The sequence below is a fragment of the Nocardia sp. NPDC020380 genome, from assembly GCF_044386975.1.
In the GTDB taxonomy this organism is placed as follows: Bacteria; Actinomycetota; Actinomycetes; order Mycobacteriales; family Mycobacteriaceae; genus Nocardia.
Map to the genome: position 1 here is coordinate 250,832 of NZ_JBIRVQ010000015.1, position 15,202 is coordinate 266,033.

Consider the following 15,202-nt stretch of genomic DNA (forward strand, 5'->3'; position numbering starts at 1 on the left):
TCGGGCATCCGTACAGGTCTCGTCATACTTTCGTCATCGGTGTCTTCGGGTCCGATCGGGCCTCGCGGGCCTACGGTCATCTGCGTGACCCCAAGCAACGAGCAATCGGGTGTGACCGTCGTGATCCCCTGCCGCGACGAAGCCGGCGCCCTACCCGGCGTACTCGCGGCAATCCCCGACGGATATCGAGTCATCGTGGTGGACAACGGCTCCGCCGACGGCACCGCCGATGTGGCCCGCTCCGCCGGCGCCGCCGTGGTCGCCGAACCGGTCCCCGGCTACGGCAGCGCGGTGCAAACGGGCATTCACGCCGCGAGCACCTCCATCGTGGCCGTCCTGGACGGCGACGGATCCATGGATCCCGGCGAATTGCCCGCCCTGGTCGCCGAACTCGGCCCCGGCGTGGACATGGTGGTGGGCCGCCGCCGCCCCGAACACGTCGCCGCCTGGCCCTGGCATGCGCGCCTGGGCAATCACCTGGTGGCCGCGCGCCTGCGCCGCCGCTACGGGCTGCCCGTGCACGACGTGGCCGCCATGCGGGTGGTGCGCCGCCAGCGCCTGCTCGCCCTCGGCCCGCTGCACCCGCGGTCCGGCTACCCCCTCGAACTGCTCATCGCCGCCGCCCGCTCCGGCTGGCGGCTGGTCGAACGCGACATCACCTACCGCCCGAGGACCCATGGCGTATCCAAGGTTTCGGGCTCCGTCCGCGGCACCGTCCGCGCCGCACGCGACTTCTGGAGCGTCCGATGAACCTGCCCGTCACCCTCCTCGTCATCGCCAAGGCCCCCATCGCGGGCTTCGCCAAGACCCGCCTCACCCCACCCTTCAGTCCCACCGACGCCGCCCGCCTGGCTGCCGCGGCCTTGCTGGACACCCTGGACGCCATGCGTGAGGCCGGTGCTCAGCACTGCGCCGTCGCCTGGGTCGGCGACCTCGATCGGGCCGAGAACTCCGCTGAAATAGCCTCGGCGCTAAAGCATTTCGAGGTATTTCCGCAGCGCGGTGAGGATTTCGCCGAGCGGCTCGCCAATGCTCACGCCGACGCCGCCCGCTTCGGGCTACCCGTCCTCCAGATCGGCATGGACACACCCCAAGCCGGCCCGGCCCTGCTGGCGGCCTCCGCCGCGCAACTCCTCGACACCGGCGAGGCCGTCCTCGGCCCGGCCGCCGACGGCGGCTGGTGGGCGCTCGGCCTCCCCGGACCGGAACCCGCCCGCGTCCTCTGTAGCGTCCCCATGTCCACCCCGGACACCGGCCGCCTGACCCGGAAGGCCTTGCGCCAGACCGGTCTTCGCGTCCACACCCTCCCCACCCTCACCGACGTCGACACCTATGCCGACGTCCTCACCGTCGCCGCGCAATCCGACGGCCGCTTCACCGCCGCCGCCCGTCCTCACCTCTTCACCCCCGCGGAAGTGCTGCTATGAATCGCCGACCCCCGACCCTTTCCGCCGAGCGGCGCTGGGTGCCCGCCGGGCTGCGGCCGCACGGCCGGGGGCCGACCGGCGCCCCCGATCTGTACGCGCGGGCGCTCGTCGGCGGTGACTGCTGGATCCGGGGAGGGGACGGATCGCGGCGGCCCATGCGCGTCTCGCGATGGCTCGGCGCGGACACACCCGAGGACGAGCATGTCGATCATGTGCTGACCTGCTGCTGTGACGGCCCGACCGTCGACCTCGGATGCGGGCCGGGACGATTGACCACACGCCTGCTGCGGCACGGCGTGGCCGCGCTCGGCGTGGATGTGTCGCCCATGGCGGTCGCCATGACCAGGTTCCGGGGCGCGCCCGCGCTGCACCGGGACCTGTTCGGGCGGATGCCGGGAGCCGGGCGCTGGGCCTACGCCATTCTCGCGGACGGGAATCTCGGCATCGGCGGCGATCCGGTGCGGCTGCTGCGGCGGACCCGGGAACTGCTCGCACCGGACGGTGTCGCGATCGTCGAATTCGCGCGCGCGGGAACGGGTGTCACGGTGGATCGGATCCGGCTGGAATGCTCGACCCGCGTGGGGGAGTGGTTCCCCTGGGCCCGGGTGGGCGTCGAACGCGCCGAATCCGTTGCCGCCCCGGCAGGTCTGCGCGTACTCACCACGGCGACCGTTTCGGAACGCCCCATCGCCTGGCTGGCGCGGTCATGAACCGGGTCGGCTCGCTCATGAAACGACGGGAACCGGAACAGGAACAGGAATCGCTGCTCCCCGGTGTGCTGACCGAGCGGATCAGTCCGGCGCGCTCGACCACCGTCGCCGCCTGGTCGGGGATGGCGCTCGGGGTCGGCGTGCTGATCCTGTTCGTGACGGGCATGATCAGCCACCTGATCCAGCATCCGCCCGGATGGTTCTGGTGGCCCGCGCATCCGGTGTGGCTGTACCGGGTCACGCAGGGCGTGCACGTGACCGTCGGCGTCATGATGATTCCGCTGCTGCTGGTGAAGTTCTGGTCGGTGTACCCGCGGTTCTTCCTGAAGGAACCGATCCGGCCGCGTGAGGCGCTGCCGCGCGTCCTGGAACGACTGTCGGTGGCGGTGCTGATCGGCGCGATCCTGTTCCAGATCGTCACGGGCCTGTTCAATACCGCGCAGTTCTACCCGTGGAAGTTCTTCTTCACCACCACCCATCACGCCATGGCGTATGTCGCGGTCGGCGCGGTCATCGTGCATGTCGCGGTGAAGATCCCGGTGGTTCGCAACGTATTGTCACGTGACCCGAAGCCTGCCGAAGCCGCTGCCGATGCTGCCGAGCCACGAGATGCCTTGCCGCCCAGTGCTACCCGGCCGCCGGGCCTCTCCCGGCGTGCGATGCTCGCGGCCGCCGGCGCCGGCACCGTGGTCGCCGGACTCGCCGTCGCCGGTCAGTCGGTGCCGTTCCTGCGCTGGGTCTCGGTCCTCGCGCCACGCAGCGGCCATGGGCCGCAAGGAGTTCCGATCAACCGGACCGCTGCCGCGGCTGCGGTCACCGAGACCGCGCGGTCACCGCAGTACGCCCTGATGGTGCGAGTCGGCGGACAGCGACGCGGCTTCTCCCGCGCCGAACTCGAAGCCCTGCCGCAATCCGACAGCGCGCTGCCCATCGCCTGCGTCGAGGGCTGGAGCGCCCAAGGCCACTGGTCCGGAGTCCGCCTGCGTGATCTGCTGTCGGCCGTCGGTGAATACCGTGGCGGCGACGTGCGTTTCGTCTCGCTCGAAACCACCGGCATCTACGGGTCCTCGGTGCTCCCGCACTCCTGCGCCACGGATGCCTCCACCCTGATCGCCCTGCGCCTCAACGGCGAGGACCTGACCCTCGACCACGGCTACCCCTGCCGCCTCATCGCCCCCAACCGGCCCGGCGTCCTGCAGACCAAATGGCTGAAATCCATCGAGGAGCTGTGATGACGGTCTTCCGAATCCTCCTGGCCCTCAGCGGCATCGGCTTCGCCGCGTACGGCATCGACCTGCTGCTGCAGATGAACACCACCGACCTGAAATCCATTGCGACCTGGTTCATCGGCGGCATCCTCGCCGAGAACCTGATCTACGGCCCCGCCGCCGCGGTGGTCGGTCTACTGGGACACCACCTGCTCCCGGCCCGCTGGTGGAAAGCTTCCGCCATCGGCGCGATCTGCACCCTCAGCCTGCTGCTCCTCGCGGTCCCGGTGCTGGGCCGCGCGAACGCGGTTCCCGGCAACCACACCATCCTCGACCGCAATTACCCAGCCGGCCTGGCCCTTTCGCTGCTCACCGTCTGGGTGGCCGTCGCCGTCTACCTGTTCATGACTCGCCCGCACCGGGTCGCAGCTCGCCCGGTCGCGACGGCTCCGCCCAAGGTGCCTCCGGTCCCGCCCGAGGTGCCCCCGGCCCCGCCGCAACCCGCCGAACCGTCCGGGCAGCAGCGCGAATGACCGGTCACGGCCCTACGCTCTGGGCGTGACCAGTGATATTCCCGGCGTGAACGAGGATCAAGCCGAAGGCGGCCAGGTTCGCGCGTCCACTCTGGAACTGTTTTTCGACCTGGTGTTCGTCTTCACCATCACGCAGTTGACCCACGCGTTCATCCATCACCCCGGCTGGCAGGAGCTCGGCCAGGTGGCATTGATGTTCGCCATCATCTGGTGGATGTACAGCGGGTACGTGTACCTGACCAACGAGGTCGCGCCGAACAGCAGTTCGCGGCGCACCTTCCTGCTGATCGGCATGTTCGGTTTCTTCGTCATCTCGATCGCCATCCCGCACGCCTTCACCGGTAGCGGGCTCGCCTTCGGCCTCGGCTATGTGCTGGTCACCGCCGTGCACACGGCAATGTTCGTGACGGCGGGCGGGAAGTCGGCGGCGGCCGCCATGCTGCGCATCGGACCGCTCAATGTCCTGTCCGCGGTACTCGTGCTGAGCGGCGGCATCGCCGACGGCTGGCTGCGCGGACTGCTGTGGGGGCTGGCCATTCTGGTGCAGATCCTGTCGCCGTATCTGAGTAACCCGGACGGATTCGTCATCCGCACCAGCCACTTCTGTGAACGCCACGGGCTGGTCGTCATCATCGCGATCGGCGAATCCGTGGTCGCCATCGGTGCGGGGCTGACCGATATGGATCTGACCGTCGGATTGGTCGCGACGGTCGCGGTGGGCCTCACGCTCGGATATGTGCTGTGGTGGGCCTACTTCGGATTCGACGACGAGCGCGGCGAACATGCCCTGGCCGCCTTGTCCGCGCGCGCCCGGCTGCGGGGAGCGGTCAACGCCTACGGTTATTCGCTCTACGTCGTGCTCGTGGGCATCATCCTGACCGCCGCGGGTATCTCCATGACGATCGCGCACGGTACTCAGCCCGCCAGTAAGGCCGCGGCCCTGGCTCTTTCGGGCGGCGTGGCCGTGTTCTTCCTGGGCCAGTCCGCATTTCGGCTCGCTCTCGGCCTGCCGCGTGCCTGGAACCGGTTGCTCGCCGCGGTATGCGTCTTGCCGACCACGCTGATCGGTACCGCCTGGGTCGCATGGGGACAGCTGATCGTGCTGGTCGTGGTGGCCTATGCCTTCGTGATCGCCGACGATCTGATGGGCATCAGCTCCGGGGATCGCAGCACGTACATCCCGCGCGTCACCCCGTTCGGCCGCCGGGTACTGGGCTCGCACGTCCCCGGGAATCAGTAGTCCCCGCACAAAACAGGCCCGCCGGTAGTAGCCGGCGGGCCTGCTTATGCGTCGAAGCTCAATTCCGTTCGGGCAGAGCGCATCCGTCCGGTCCGCAGGTGTCGGCTTCCGCCACGATCTGCAGTTCCGGTTCCTGATCGCTCCACGCCTGCTGCAGCGCCTGCGCGAACACCTCCGCCGGCTGCGCGCCCGACACCCCGTACTTGCGATCCAGTACGAAGAACGGCACGCCACGCGCCCCGAGTCGTGCCGCCTCGGCCTCGTCGGCGCGGACCGCGTCGGCATAGGCCTCCGGATCGTTCAGCACCGCACGGACTTCCGTCTCGTCGAAGCCCGCACCGCCCGCGACCTGCACCAGCCGGTCGGTATCCCCGAACAGCGGCGCGTCCTCGGCGAAGTTGGCCGCGTACAGCGCATCCAGCAGCGCTTCCTGCCGGCCCTGCGCCAAGGCGTAGTGCAGCAGCCGGTGCATATCGAAGCTGCTTCCGAAGTCACGGCCCTCGATCCGATAGGTGAGCCCCATCGCCTCGGCCTGTGCGCCGATACCGCGCTCGTTGGCGGCGGCCTGCGCCTCGCTGATGCCGTACTTCTCCGCGATGTGCGGCACCACGGCATCGCTGTGGTCCCGCGGCAGCGTCGGATCCAGTTCGAAGGACCGATGCACCACCTGCACGCCGTCGCGGTGCGGGAACGCCGCGAGGGCCTCCTCGAACCGCCGCTTGCCCAAATAGCAGAACGGGCAGTTGATGTCTGTCCAAATTTCGACCTGTACGGCCATCACACCTCACACTCCACGACGCTGTTTCCGCAGGCCGGAGACCCGGCCACCCCAATCCCAACCGCGAGAAGCGACCGAATGTTCCGCAGTGATCCAGGTCATAGCCGCGGAGTTGTCACGTTTGCGGGGGCTGCCCTGTCCCATAGCCGACCGACAAGGAACCCACACCCACGGAGACCGTCATGAACGCCACCACCGCCCATCGGATCGTCATCCTCGGCGCCGGCTACACCGGAATGCTCACCGCTGTCCGCCTCGCCCGCCGCACCCGCAATCAGGATGTTCACATCACTCTGGTGAACCCGTCGAACCGCTTCACCGAACGGCTGCGCATGCACCAGGTCGCCGCCGGACAGGAACTGGGCCACTTCGACATTCCCGCGACAATGGCCGGCGCGGGCGTCGAATTCCATTGCGCCGCAGCCACTGCCATCGATCCGGAGAATCGCACCGTCACCCTCGGCGACGGCGACATCCTGACCTACGACACCCTTGTCTACGCCCTCGGCAGCGCCACCGACACCGGCCGTGTCGCGGGCGCCACCCAACACGCCTGGACTCTCAACGATCCGCGTGCGGCACATCGGTTCTCGCAGCGCCTCACCGAGATCGCGACGGCCGGTGGCACCGTGACCGTCGTCGGCGGCGGACTGACCGGCATCGAAGCCGCCACTGAGGTCGCCGAGTCGCACCCCGGCCTGAACGTCACCCTGATCAGCGCCCAGGAGCCCGGCTGGATGATGGGCGACAAGGCCCGCGCGCACCTGAACAAGGCGTTCGACCGCCTCGGCATCACCCGCAAGATCGGCGTGAAGGTCGCCAAGGTGCTGCCCGACGCCGTGCGCCTGGGCACCGGTGAGCTCGTGCCCGCCGACCTGACGCTGTGGACCACGGGTGTGAAGGTGCCGCAGCTGGCCGCCGAGTCGGGCATCGAGGTCGACGCCCGCGGCATGATCGTCACCGACCCCACCCTGCGCTCGGTCTCGCACCCCGAGATCCTCGCCGTCGGCGACGCGGCCGTCATCCGGCAGCCCTGGGGTGAACTGCACGGCACCTGCCAGAGCGGGATGGCCTCGGCCGGATACGCCGCCGACACCCTGGCCCGGCAGTTGCGCGGAAAGACCTTCGGGCCCTTCCGCTTCGGATACATCCACCAGCCGGTCAGCCTGGGCCGCAAGGACGCCGTCATCCAGTTCACCAATGCCGACGACACCCCGCGCCGCTGGTACCTGAAGGGTCGCGCCGCCGTCTTCTACAAGGAGAGCGTCAGCGCCAGCCCGTGGCCGAGCTTCAAGATGCACCGCCATATGGCACCGCCGGTCAAGTTCTCGAACGGTGGCCGCGCCACCCGGGCGACCGCATGATGCGAACACGGCGCGCCGGGTTCCGGCGCGCCGCTCGCCCGCACCCGCAACACTCTGTAGGTATGAGCTCCATGCAGGACCGTAAGACCGAATCGCCGATCGACCCCTTCGCCGAGCACCGCAGGCTGCTGTTCGCCACCGCATACCAGATGCTCGGGACGGTCACCGACGCCGAGGACATCCTGCAGGACGCCTGGATCAAATGGCATGAGGTGGACCATGATTCGGTCCAGCACCCGAAGGCGTACCTGGTGCGCACCGTCACCAATCTCGCCCTCAACCGGCTCACCTCCGCTCGCGTCACCCGCGAGAGCTATGTGGGCCCGTGGCTGCCCGAACCCTTGCTGACCGCGGCCGACGCCGCCGAGGAAACAGAAATGGCGGACACCGTGTCGACCGCAATGCTCGTGGTTCTCGAAACCTTGAACCCGGCCGAACGCGCGGTCTTCGTACTGCGTGAGGTCTTCGGCTACTCGCACGCCGAGATCGCCGGATTCCTGGACAAACCCGAGACCACCATCCGCCAGATCTCGCACCGCGCCCGCAACCACGTCCAATCCCGCCGCCCCCGCTTCGACACCGACACCGCCGCCCGCACCGAGATCACCGCCAAGTTCATGGCCGCCGCCCAGGGCGGAGATCTCAACGCGCTCATGGAAATCCTCGCCCCCGACGTCACCCTCTGGAACGACGGCGGCGGCAAGGTCACCGCCGCCCGCCGCCCCCTCTACGGCCCCGACCACGTCGCCCGCTGGCTCCTCGGCGTCATGACCAAACCGGTCTCCGCCGGCATCCGCCTCGAATCCGCCATGGTCAACGGCGAACTCAGCCTCCTAGCCATCCTCGGCGACTACCGCGTAGGCGCCCTCACCTACGACATCCGCAACAACCACATCGAAAACATCCGCTTCCAGGTCAACCCGGACAAAGTCACCGCCCTGCAACCCACCCCACAATCCCCACCAGCCACCCCGCACCCCCTAGCGGAATGACGCCCCGCGCCACCCGACCGACGCCCCGTGACAACTCGCCGCGACGGCCCGGGCGAACACCGATGGCAGTGTTAGCTTTTCCCGGTTCAATCCGGGGGAATCGAGTTCGCACCACCGGAAATCGCTCTGCTGTATGGGATTCGACATTGAATAGTGGACACGGTCGGCACACCGGAAATTCGCTACCCGGCGCTACCAGGAACGCACTACTGCGCAGACTGCTCCCGGCGTTGTTCGCCTTGGTGCTCGGCGCCACCGGATTCGCCGCCGCCCCGGCCACCGCGGCCCCGATCCTGCACGCCGCCTCCTGCGCGGCAAGCGAATACCAGAACGTCGACGGCGACTGCGTACCCCGCCCCGAACAGGCCCCCACCCCGCCCGACGGCGCGACCGCCCAGTGCCGCGACGGCGCCTACAGCTTCAGCCGCCACCACACCGGCACCTGCTCCGGCCACGGTGGCGTCGCCCAATGGCTCTAGCGCGACCGCGTTCCGGGACAATGGGATCTCGTGAGTGCCGAAGAGCTGGCCGTGGAACCCCTGGCCGCCGCCCGCCGACTGCTCGGCGCGACGCTGTGGTCCGGGACGGTCGCCATGCGGATCGTCGAGGTCGAAGCGTACGGGGGAGACCCGGCCGGGCCCTGGCATGACCCGGCCGCGCACTCCGGTCGTGGGCGGACACCGCGGAACGCGGTCATGTACGGGCCACCCGGAGTGTTGTACGTCTACTTCAGCTACGGCATGCACACCTGCGTGAACGTCACCACCGGCCCGGACGGCATCGCCAGCGCGGTGCTGATCCGCGCCGGCGAGATCACCGCGGGCCTCGACCTCGCGCGCACCCGCCGACCCGCCGCGCGCACCGACGCCGACCTCGCCCGCGGGCCCGGCAATGTGGGCAGCGCACTCGGAATCACCTTGGACGACTATGGAATTCGGCTCTTCGAACCCGAATCGAAGATCCGGCTGGAACTCGGACCGCTCACTCCGGAATCGGCGATCTCCGCCGGGCCGCGCGTCGGCGTCAGCCTCGCCGCGGACCGCCCGTGGCGCTTGTGGCTCACGGAATCGCCTGCGGTATCGGCGTATCGCCGCAGCCCGCGCGCCCCACGCCTGGAACGCCCCGCGTAACACCCCTGCGCGTCACCGGGAAAGGGCTACCGTGGGTAGGAAGCGGATTGCCTGCCATGGGGGTTGCCATGTTCGAACGCTTCACCGACACCGCTCGCCGGGTCATCGTCCTGTCCCAGGAGGAAGCCCGCCTGCTCGGGCACAACTGGATCGGGACCGAACACCTCCTGCTCGGCCTGGTACACGGCGACGATCCGGTGGGCGCGAAGGGACTGGCCGGCCAGGTCGATCTGGCCGACGCCCGCGAACGAGTACGGCTGGCGGTGGGCGAGATCGCGGAAGAGGCGCCCGGCGGGCATATCCCGTTCACCCCGCGCGCCAAACACGTGCTCGAAATGTCCCTGCGCGAGGCACTGCAATTGGGGCACAGCTACATCGGCACCGAACACCTCCTGCTGGCCCTCATGTCCGAACACGATGGACTCGGCTCGCAGATCCTGATCGCCATCGGCGTCGACGAAGAGGAGACGAGAGCCCGGACCCTGGCCCTCGTCCTCCCCGCCGGCGCCTACGCACCCCCGCCGCCCTCACCTGAACCCCCGCTGCGCCGCCGCCTCGCCGCGTTGGAACAGCGCGTCTGGCGAATCGAACGCCGCCTCGCTGCCGTCCCCGGCTCCGATCCGGCCGACACTCTCCGTGACCTCACCGGCCTGGAAGAGCGGATCGCCGACATCGAACGCCGCCTCGACGCCGCCGCCAAAGACCCCGGAGAAACCTCCGCCTGACCTGCGGTACTGCGGCGGGTCGGGCTCACACCCGTACCGGCGCGGCCTTCCACAGCCGGTTGCCCGCTGCGACGACGGCCGCAGCCGCTGCGCCGGAGGCGGATTCGTGGCTGCCGAATGCCCAGGCCACGCCTTGTCCAGTGCGGTATTCCAAGTACGCGGCTGCTGCTCTTGCGCGGTCGGCTGTCCGGTGAGTGTCGGCGGTCTGGCGGGTGATGCTCAGAATCTCGATGGCGTACCCGCGTTCGGCCAGCGCCCGCACCACATCCTCGACGGCTGCCTCGTCGCGGATACCCAAGTCCCGCACCGTGATCGGCCCGGAATCCGGCGCGTACACCTCTGTGAACAGCGACCAGAGCATCGCAGCCGTCACCTCGGTCCCGGTCCGATCGGTGTGCCGCTGCACATGCCGCGCGAAATCGATCTGCAGTCGCCGCGGCAATTCCAGCCCGTACTCCTCCTGCAGCAGATAGGCGATCCCGCCCTTGCCGGACTGTGAATTCACGCGGATCACCGCATCGTAGGAACGCCCGACATCGGCCGGATCGATCGGCAGATACGGTACCTCCCAGGTGATTTCGCGCTCCGGAACGCCCAGTTGCGCGGCCCGGGCCCGATGCGCCGCGAACCCCTTCTTGATCGCGTCCTGATGCGTACCCGAAAACGCCGTATACACCAGGTCTCCCGCGTACGGATGCCGTTCGGGCAGCGGCAGTCGCGTGCAGTACTCCACGGTCCGGCGGATCTCGTCGATATCGGAGAAGTCGACCATCGGATCCACGCCCTGCGCATGCAGATTCAAGGCCAGCGTCGCCAGATCCACGTTCCCGGTGCGCTCACCGTTGCCGAACACGCACCCCTCCACCCGCTGCGCGCCGGCCAATACCGCCAGCTCCGCACACGCGACGCCGGTGCCGCGGTCATTGTGCGGATGCACCGACAGCACCACGCTGTCCCGCCGCGCCAGGTTCCGGTGCATGTATTCGATCTGATCCGCGTACACATTCGGGGTCGCGACCTCGACGGTGGCGGGCAGGTTCAGCGTGACCGGCCGCTCCGGCGTGGCATCCCACAGCGTGGTCATGCGATCGCACACGTCCAGGACGAAATCGGGCTCGGTCAGCATGAACACCTCGGGCGAGAACTGGAACCGCACATTCGGCATCTCGCCCGCCAGTTCCAGGATGTCGCGCCCACCGGCGGTGATCAGCTCGGCGACCTGCTCGGCCGAGGAACCCAGCACCAGCTCCCGCCAGATCGGCGCGGTGGCCGTGTACATGTGGATGACCACGTTATTGGGGATGCCGCGAATGGATTCGACGGTCCGCTCGATCAGATCCCGCCGCGCCGGCGTGAACACCACGATCGTGACATCCTGCGGCGCCAGCCGTTCCGTGCCGATCAGCCGCACGAAATCGAAGTCGGTCTGCGAAGCGCTGGGATACCCGACCTCGATTTCCTTGTAGCCCATGGCCACCAGCATGTCGAAGAACCGCCGCTTGCGGTCCGGGTCCATGGGCTCGGCCAGGGCCTGATTGCCGTCCCGCAGATCCACCGGCACCCACAGGGGCGCGGTGGTGATCCGGTTCGCCGGCCACTGCCGTTCGGTCAACGGCACCGAAACACGCTGGTACACATCGCGATACCGCTGCGACGGCATGCGCGAGGGCTGCTGGGGATTCCAGTCGAAGGGGGAAACAGGAGAAGACATCGGCTGCTGTGCTCTTTCGCTTCGGAAGTGTTGACCGGCGCAGCACAGCTACCCGCGAGCGGGGAGCCGGTCGATCAGGCCCCGCTGCGGCAGCGAAGGAGAAGCAGCACGCCTTGTCCCATGTGGCCTAGACTAGAGGGAAACAACTCCTCAGACAAGTAGAGAGGTCGAGCAAACATGGCGCAGGTCCAGAGGCATCCGCTCGCCGCCCAGGCGGCCGAGGTGCTACTCACCCGCATTCGCTCGGGGGAGTGGGAACTGGGCCACAAACTGCCCGGCGAAACCACTCTCGCCGCCCAGCTCGGCGTCGGCCGCTCCACCCTGCGCGAGGCCATCCGCGAACTCGCCGGCCGCGGCGTCCTCGAAAGCAGGCAGGGCGCAGGCGTTTTCCTCACCGCCCTCGACGTCACCGAGGACTGGGACACCGTGCTGCGCCGCGCCGACATCCTCACCGTCATCGAGGCCCGCATCGCCATCGAAGCCGAGGGCGCCGCCCTCGCCGCCCGCCGCCGCACCCCCGCCGACCTGCGAAACATGCTGCGCGCCCTGGCCGCCCGCGCCGAGGCCGGCGATGCGGTGGAAGCACTGGTCGACGCCGACACCGCCTTCCATCGCACGGTGGTCGCGGCCGCGCACAACGACATCCTCATCGAGATGTTCAACGCCTTCGTCCCGCGCTCGCGGCACGCCATGATCGACATGCTGCGCATCCGCCCCACGCTCGACAAGCACGCCGACCACGATGCGCACGAAGTCCTCTACGACGCCGTCCGCGCCCGCAATCCCGAGGCCGCCGCCACCGCCAGCCGCGTCCACCTGAACTCACTGAAGGCGGCCTTCGACGGTTGATCGAAAAACTTTCCGGGCGAGCGATGAGTTCTCGCGACGACCTCCGTCTGAATGGTTGAGCGCGTTCGAGAACGAACACAAGACACCGAATCAGCATGCCCCGGAAGGACTTTCGACATGACCGCCATCGCCGCCGCCCCGCAGACCCTCGCCGCAGCCCACCCCGCCAAGATCCGCAACCGCGTCCTGTGGACCGTGCAGATCGTGCTGGCCCTCTTCTTCATCATCGCCTCGGGCGGCCCCAAGCTCTTCGGTCAGGCCGACGCCCTGCGCACCTTCCACGCCATCGGCTGGGGCGAATGGTTCCGCTACTTCACCGGACTGGTCGAGATCTCCGGCGGCATCGGCCTGCTGGTACCCCGCCTCAACGCCCCCGCCGCGGCCGGCATGTCCATCACCATGATCTTCGCCGCCGCCACCCAGGCCTTCGTCCTCGGCTCCCCGGCCCTGGCCCTCTTCCCCCTGATCCTGGTCGGCGTCTTCACCTGGATCGCCTACGAGCGCCGCGCCTCCTTCTCGACCTTCACCGACCTGGTGCACCGCTGAAAATCGCTCGACCCCACGTCCGCCGCCGATGACAATCGGCGGCGGACAAAGTCGTGTCCGCAGGGGTGTTCCGAACGCGCTCGAGTTCGACCCCACCGCGACAACTGATTTCGTAAGGTTCGGGGTAACTCGCCGGGGACCGGGAAATGGTTTTCCGGCCCCGCCGTCGGCCGCATGTGGGACACGTGACGGCACCCGAGCCGGGCGCCGAAGTCGCGGGGAGGCGGAATGGCAAGATGGGATGGCGTGAGCAGCGACATCATCGACGAACTGACCTGGCGCGGGTTGATCGCGCAGTCCACCGACCTCGACGCCTTGCGGGCCGAGATCGCGAAGGGCCCGATCACCCTCTATGCCGGGTTCGACCCGACCGCCGCGTCGCTGCATGCCGGACACCTGGTTCCCCTGCTGGCGCTGAAGCGCTTCCAGCGCGCCGGCCACCGCCCGATCGTGCTGGCCGGTGGCGCAACCGGACTCATCGGCGACCCCCGCGACGTCGGCGAACGCACCATGAACTCCACCGACACCGTGGCCGAATGGGCCGGCCGCATCCGCTCCCAGCTGGAGCGTTTCGTCGACCTCGACGACGCCCCGAACGCGGCGATCATCGCCAACAACATGGACTGGACCGGCCCGCTCAGCACGATCGACTTCCTGCGGGACATCGGCAAGCACTTCTCGATCAATGTCATGCTGGCCCGCGACACGGTGAAGCGACGCCTCGAGGCCGACGGCATGTCCTACACCGAGTTCTCCTACATGCTGTTGCAGTCCAACGACTACCTGCAGCTGCGCCGCAAGCACGACTGCCGCCTGCAGGTCGGCGGCTCGGATCAGTGGGGCAACATCATCTCCGGCGTGGAACTCAACCGCCGCATCGACGGCGAGCACGTGCACGCCCTGACCGTCCCCCTGGTGACCTCGGCCGACGGCAAGAAGTTCGGTAAGTCCACCGGCGGCGGCAGCCTCTGGCTGGATCCGGAGATGACCAGCCCGTACGCCTGGTACCAGTACTTCGTGAACACCGCCGACGCGGATGTGGTCCGCTACCTGCGCTGGTTCACCTTCCTCTCCCGGGAGGAACTGGAAGAGCTCGAGCAGGCCACGACCGAACGCCCGCACGCCCGCGAGGCGCAGCGTCGCCTGGCCGCAGAGATGACGACCCTCGTGCACGGCGAGGCGAACACCGCCGCGGTGCAGCTGGCCAGTCAGGCACTGTTCGGCCGCGGTGAACTCCGCGATCTCGACGAATCCACCCTTGCCGCGGCGCTGGCCGAGTCCGCGGTGGACGGCAAGGTCGCCGCGGCCGACCCGAACGCGACCATTGTCGACCTGCTGGTTTCGTCCGGTCTGTCGGAGAGCCGCGGTGCCGCCCGGCGTGCTGTCAATGAGGGTGGCGCGGCCGTGAACAACGAGCGCATCTCCGATCTCGAGTGGACGCCGTCCGATGCGGACTTCCTGCACGGCCGCTGGCTGGTCCTGCGTCGCGGCAAGAAGAACTTCGCGGGTGTCCGCCGGGCCGGCGATCGCTAGCAGCGCCGGGTCGATAGCGGAACAAGATCGTCATGACCTGGGCCACACCCCGGTGGTCCAGGTCGTCGATCGCCCCGATCCGCAACCTCCTGACCAGCGCAGACGCGCCGGTGACCAGCGGATTTGACTCAGCGTTTTCCGCCACGTAACTTATTCCAGGTCAGAGCGACACGGACACCGACCGGGACCGAAACCCCCAGCTCAGCGGCTGGATTTCGGACCAGGGAAACGAGGTTGGACGAGGAGCGCCTGGCGCGAACACTCCAGATCGAAACTGGTCCTTGACTCTGTCGAGGCTTGCGGTTAGGCTGGAAAAGTTGCCTCGTTGGACCTCCGATCAAATAATCCGGTGGATCTGACGTGTGCGTGTGTTCTTTGAGAACTCAATAGTGTGTCGATGAATGTCAGTGCCAAATATTTTATTTGGTTCCGATTCCTCACCCCCCGTGTGAGGGT

15 protein-coding genes and 2 pseudogenes are annotated in these 15,202 nt (G+C 68.3%); 15 read left to right on the top strand and 2 right to left on the bottom strand.

The features are described from left to right. Positions 1-84: 84 nt before the first annotated feature. Genes ACH438_RS36300 through ACH438_RS36325 form a run of 6 tightly spaced genes read left to right on the top strand, consistent with a single transcriptional unit; the run spans position 85 to position 5,118 of the window. The gene (locus ACH438_RS36300; RefSeq protein WP_397013820.1) at positions 85-750 is read left to right on the top strand and encodes a glycosyltransferase family 2 protein; all 666 of its coding nucleotides are present in this window, start codon (positions 85-87) and stop codon (positions 748-750) included. Then, positions 747-1,427, top strand: a complete 681-nt coding sequence (locus ACH438_RS36305) for a DUF2064 domain-containing protein (RefSeq protein WP_397013822.1) — start codon at positions 747-749, stop codon at positions 1,425-1,427. The genes ACH438_RS36300 and ACH438_RS36305 overlap by 4 nt, the downstream gene beginning before the upstream one ends. Beyond that, the gene (locus tag ACH438_RS36310; RefSeq protein WP_397013824.1) at positions 1,424-2,137 is read left to right on the top strand and encodes a methyltransferase domain-containing protein; all 714 of its coding nucleotides are present in this window, start codon (positions 1,424-1,426) and stop codon (positions 2,135-2,137) included. Before ACH438_RS36305 ends, ACH438_RS36310 begins: the two co-directional genes overlap by 4 nt. 17 nt (positions 2,138-2,154) lie before the next feature. Beyond that, positions 2,155-3,369, top strand: a complete 1,215-nt coding sequence (locus tag ACH438_RS36315; protein WP_397013826.1) for a molybdopterin-dependent oxidoreductase — start codon at positions 2,155-2,157, stop codon at positions 3,367-3,369. Then, on the top strand, positions 3,369-3,878 hold the full coding sequence (locus ACH438_RS36320; RefSeq protein WP_397013828.1) for a hypothetical protein: 510 nt from the start codon (positions 3,369-3,371) through the stop codon (positions 3,876-3,878). Before ACH438_RS36315 ends, ACH438_RS36320 begins: the two co-directional genes overlap by 1 nt. A 25-nt stretch (positions 3,879-3,903) precedes the next feature. Further along, the gene (locus tag ACH438_RS36325; RefSeq protein ID WP_397013830.1) at positions 3,904-5,118 is read left to right on the top strand and encodes a low temperature requirement protein A; all 1,215 of its coding nucleotides are present in this window, start codon (positions 3,904-3,906) and stop codon (positions 5,116-5,118) included. Positions 5,119-5,176: 58 nt separating this feature from the next. On the opposite strand, the gene ACH438_RS36330 is transcribed toward ACH438_RS36325, so the two are convergent. Further along, positions 5,177-5,896, bottom strand: coding sequence for a DsbA family oxidoreductase (locus ACH438_RS36330; RefSeq protein ID WP_397013832.1), 720 nt, complete (start codon positions 5,894-5,896; stop codon positions 5,177-5,179). A gap of 182 nt (positions 5,897-6,078) precedes the next feature. On the opposite strand from ACH438_RS36330, the gene ACH438_RS36335 reads away from it, so the two are divergent. From ACH438_RS36335 to ACH438_RS36360, 6 genes and pseudogenes are all read left to right on the top strand, one after another. Continuing rightward, positions 6,079-7,260 carry an NAD(P)/FAD-dependent oxidoreductase gene (locus ACH438_RS36335; protein WP_397013834.1) on the top strand — a complete coding sequence of 394 codons (1,182 nt, stop codon included), beginning with the start codon at positions 6,079-6,081 and terminating at the stop codon, positions 7,258-7,260. A 62-nt stretch (positions 7,261-7,322) separates the two neighbouring features. Then, a complete protein-coding gene (locus ACH438_RS36340) occupies positions 7,323-8,252 on the top strand; it encodes an RNA polymerase sigma-70 factor (protein WP_397013836.1) in 930 nt (309 codons plus the stop codon). 146 nt (positions 8,253-8,398) lie between these two features. Next, positions 8,399-8,731 (top strand): DUF3761 domain-containing protein, encoded by a 333-nt coding sequence (locus ACH438_RS36345; protein WP_397013838.1) that lies wholly within the window; start codon positions 8,399-8,401, stop codon positions 8,729-8,731. 30 nt (positions 8,732-8,761) lie between these two features. Continuing rightward, positions 8,762-9,382, top strand: a complete 621-nt coding sequence (locus tag ACH438_RS36350) for a DNA-3-methyladenine glycosylase (protein ID WP_397013840.1) — start codon at positions 8,762-8,764, stop codon at positions 9,380-9,382. Positions 9,383-9,450: 68 nt separating this feature from the next. Continuing rightward, a pseudogene (locus ACH438_RS36355) lies at positions 9,451-9,579 on the top strand (Clp protease N-terminal domain-containing protein); the annotation flags it as partial. 87 nt (positions 9,580-9,666) lie between these two features. Then, positions 9,667-10,107 (top strand): annotated as a pseudogene (locus ACH438_RS36360) (Clp protease N-terminal domain-containing protein); the annotation flags it as partial. 25 nt (positions 10,108-10,132) lie between these two features. Here ACH438_RS36360 and ACH438_RS36365 read toward each other — a convergent pair. Further along, positions 10,133-11,818, bottom strand: coding sequence for a 2-isopropylmalate synthase (locus ACH438_RS36365; RefSeq protein ID WP_397013842.1), 1,686 nt, complete (start codon positions 11,816-11,818; stop codon positions 10,133-10,135). A gap of 177 nt (positions 11,819-11,995) precedes the next feature. Between ACH438_RS36365 and ACH438_RS36370 the strand changes: the two genes are divergently transcribed. The 3 genes from ACH438_RS36370 (at position 11,996) to tyrS (ending at position 14,746) form a co-directional block, all read left to right on the top strand. Next, positions 11,996-12,667, top strand: coding sequence for a FadR/GntR family transcriptional regulator (locus ACH438_RS36370; RefSeq protein WP_397013844.1), 672 nt, complete (start codon positions 11,996-11,998; stop codon positions 12,665-12,667). Between the two features lie 117 nt (positions 12,668-12,784). Beyond that, entirely contained in the window at positions 12,785-13,213 is a 429-nt protein-coding gene (locus tag ACH438_RS36375) for a DoxX family protein (protein ID WP_397013846.1), read from the top strand. A 246-nt stretch (positions 13,214-13,459) separates the two neighbouring features. After that, positions 13,460-14,746: a tyrosine--tRNA ligase gene (tyrS, locus tag ACH438_RS36380; protein ID WP_397013848.1), complete on the top strand. Its 1,287-nt coding sequence runs from the start codon at positions 13,460-13,462 to the stop codon at positions 14,744-14,746. Positions 14,747-15,202 lie beyond the last annotated feature (456 nt).

Bases quoted from the DNA above. Each gene is read 5' to 3' on its own strand.
- ACH438_RS36305 (WP_397013822.1), top strand. From the start codon at position 747: ATGAACCTGCCCGTCACCCTCCTCGTCATCGCCAAGGCCCCCATCGCG.
- ACH438_RS36310 (WP_397013824.1), top strand. From the start codon at position 1,424: ATGAATCGCCGACCCCCGACCCTTTCCGCCGAGCGGCGCTGGGTGCCC.
- ACH438_RS36315 (WP_397013826.1), top strand. From the start codon at position 2,155: ATGAAACGACGGGAACCGGAACAGGAACAGGAATCGCTGCTCCCCGGT.
- ACH438_RS36320 (WP_397013828.1), top strand. From the start codon at position 3,369: ATGACGGTCTTCCGAATCCTCCTGGCCCTCAGCGGCATCGGCTTCGCC.
- ACH438_RS36330 (WP_397013832.1), bottom strand. From the start codon at position 5,896: ATGGCCGTACAGGTCGAAATTTGGACAGACATCAACTGCCCGTTCTGC.
- ACH438_RS36335 (WP_397013834.1), top strand. From the start codon at position 6,079: ATGAACGCCACCACCGCCCATCGGATCGTCATCCTCGGCGCCGGCTAC.
- ACH438_RS36340 (WP_397013836.1), top strand. From the start codon at position 7,323: ATGAGCTCCATGCAGGACCGTAAGACCGAATCGCCGATCGACCCCTTC.
- ACH438_RS36365 (WP_397013842.1), bottom strand. From the start codon at position 11,818: ATGTCTTCTCCTGTTTCCCCCTTCGACTGGAATCCCCAGCAGCCCTCG.
- ACH438_RS36370 (WP_397013844.1), top strand. From the start codon at position 11,996: ATGGCGCAGGTCCAGAGGCATCCGCTCGCCGCCCAGGCGGCCGAGGTG.
- ACH438_RS36375 (WP_397013846.1), top strand. From the start codon at position 12,785: ATGACCGCCATCGCCGCCGCCCCGCAGACCCTCGCCGCAGCCCACCCC.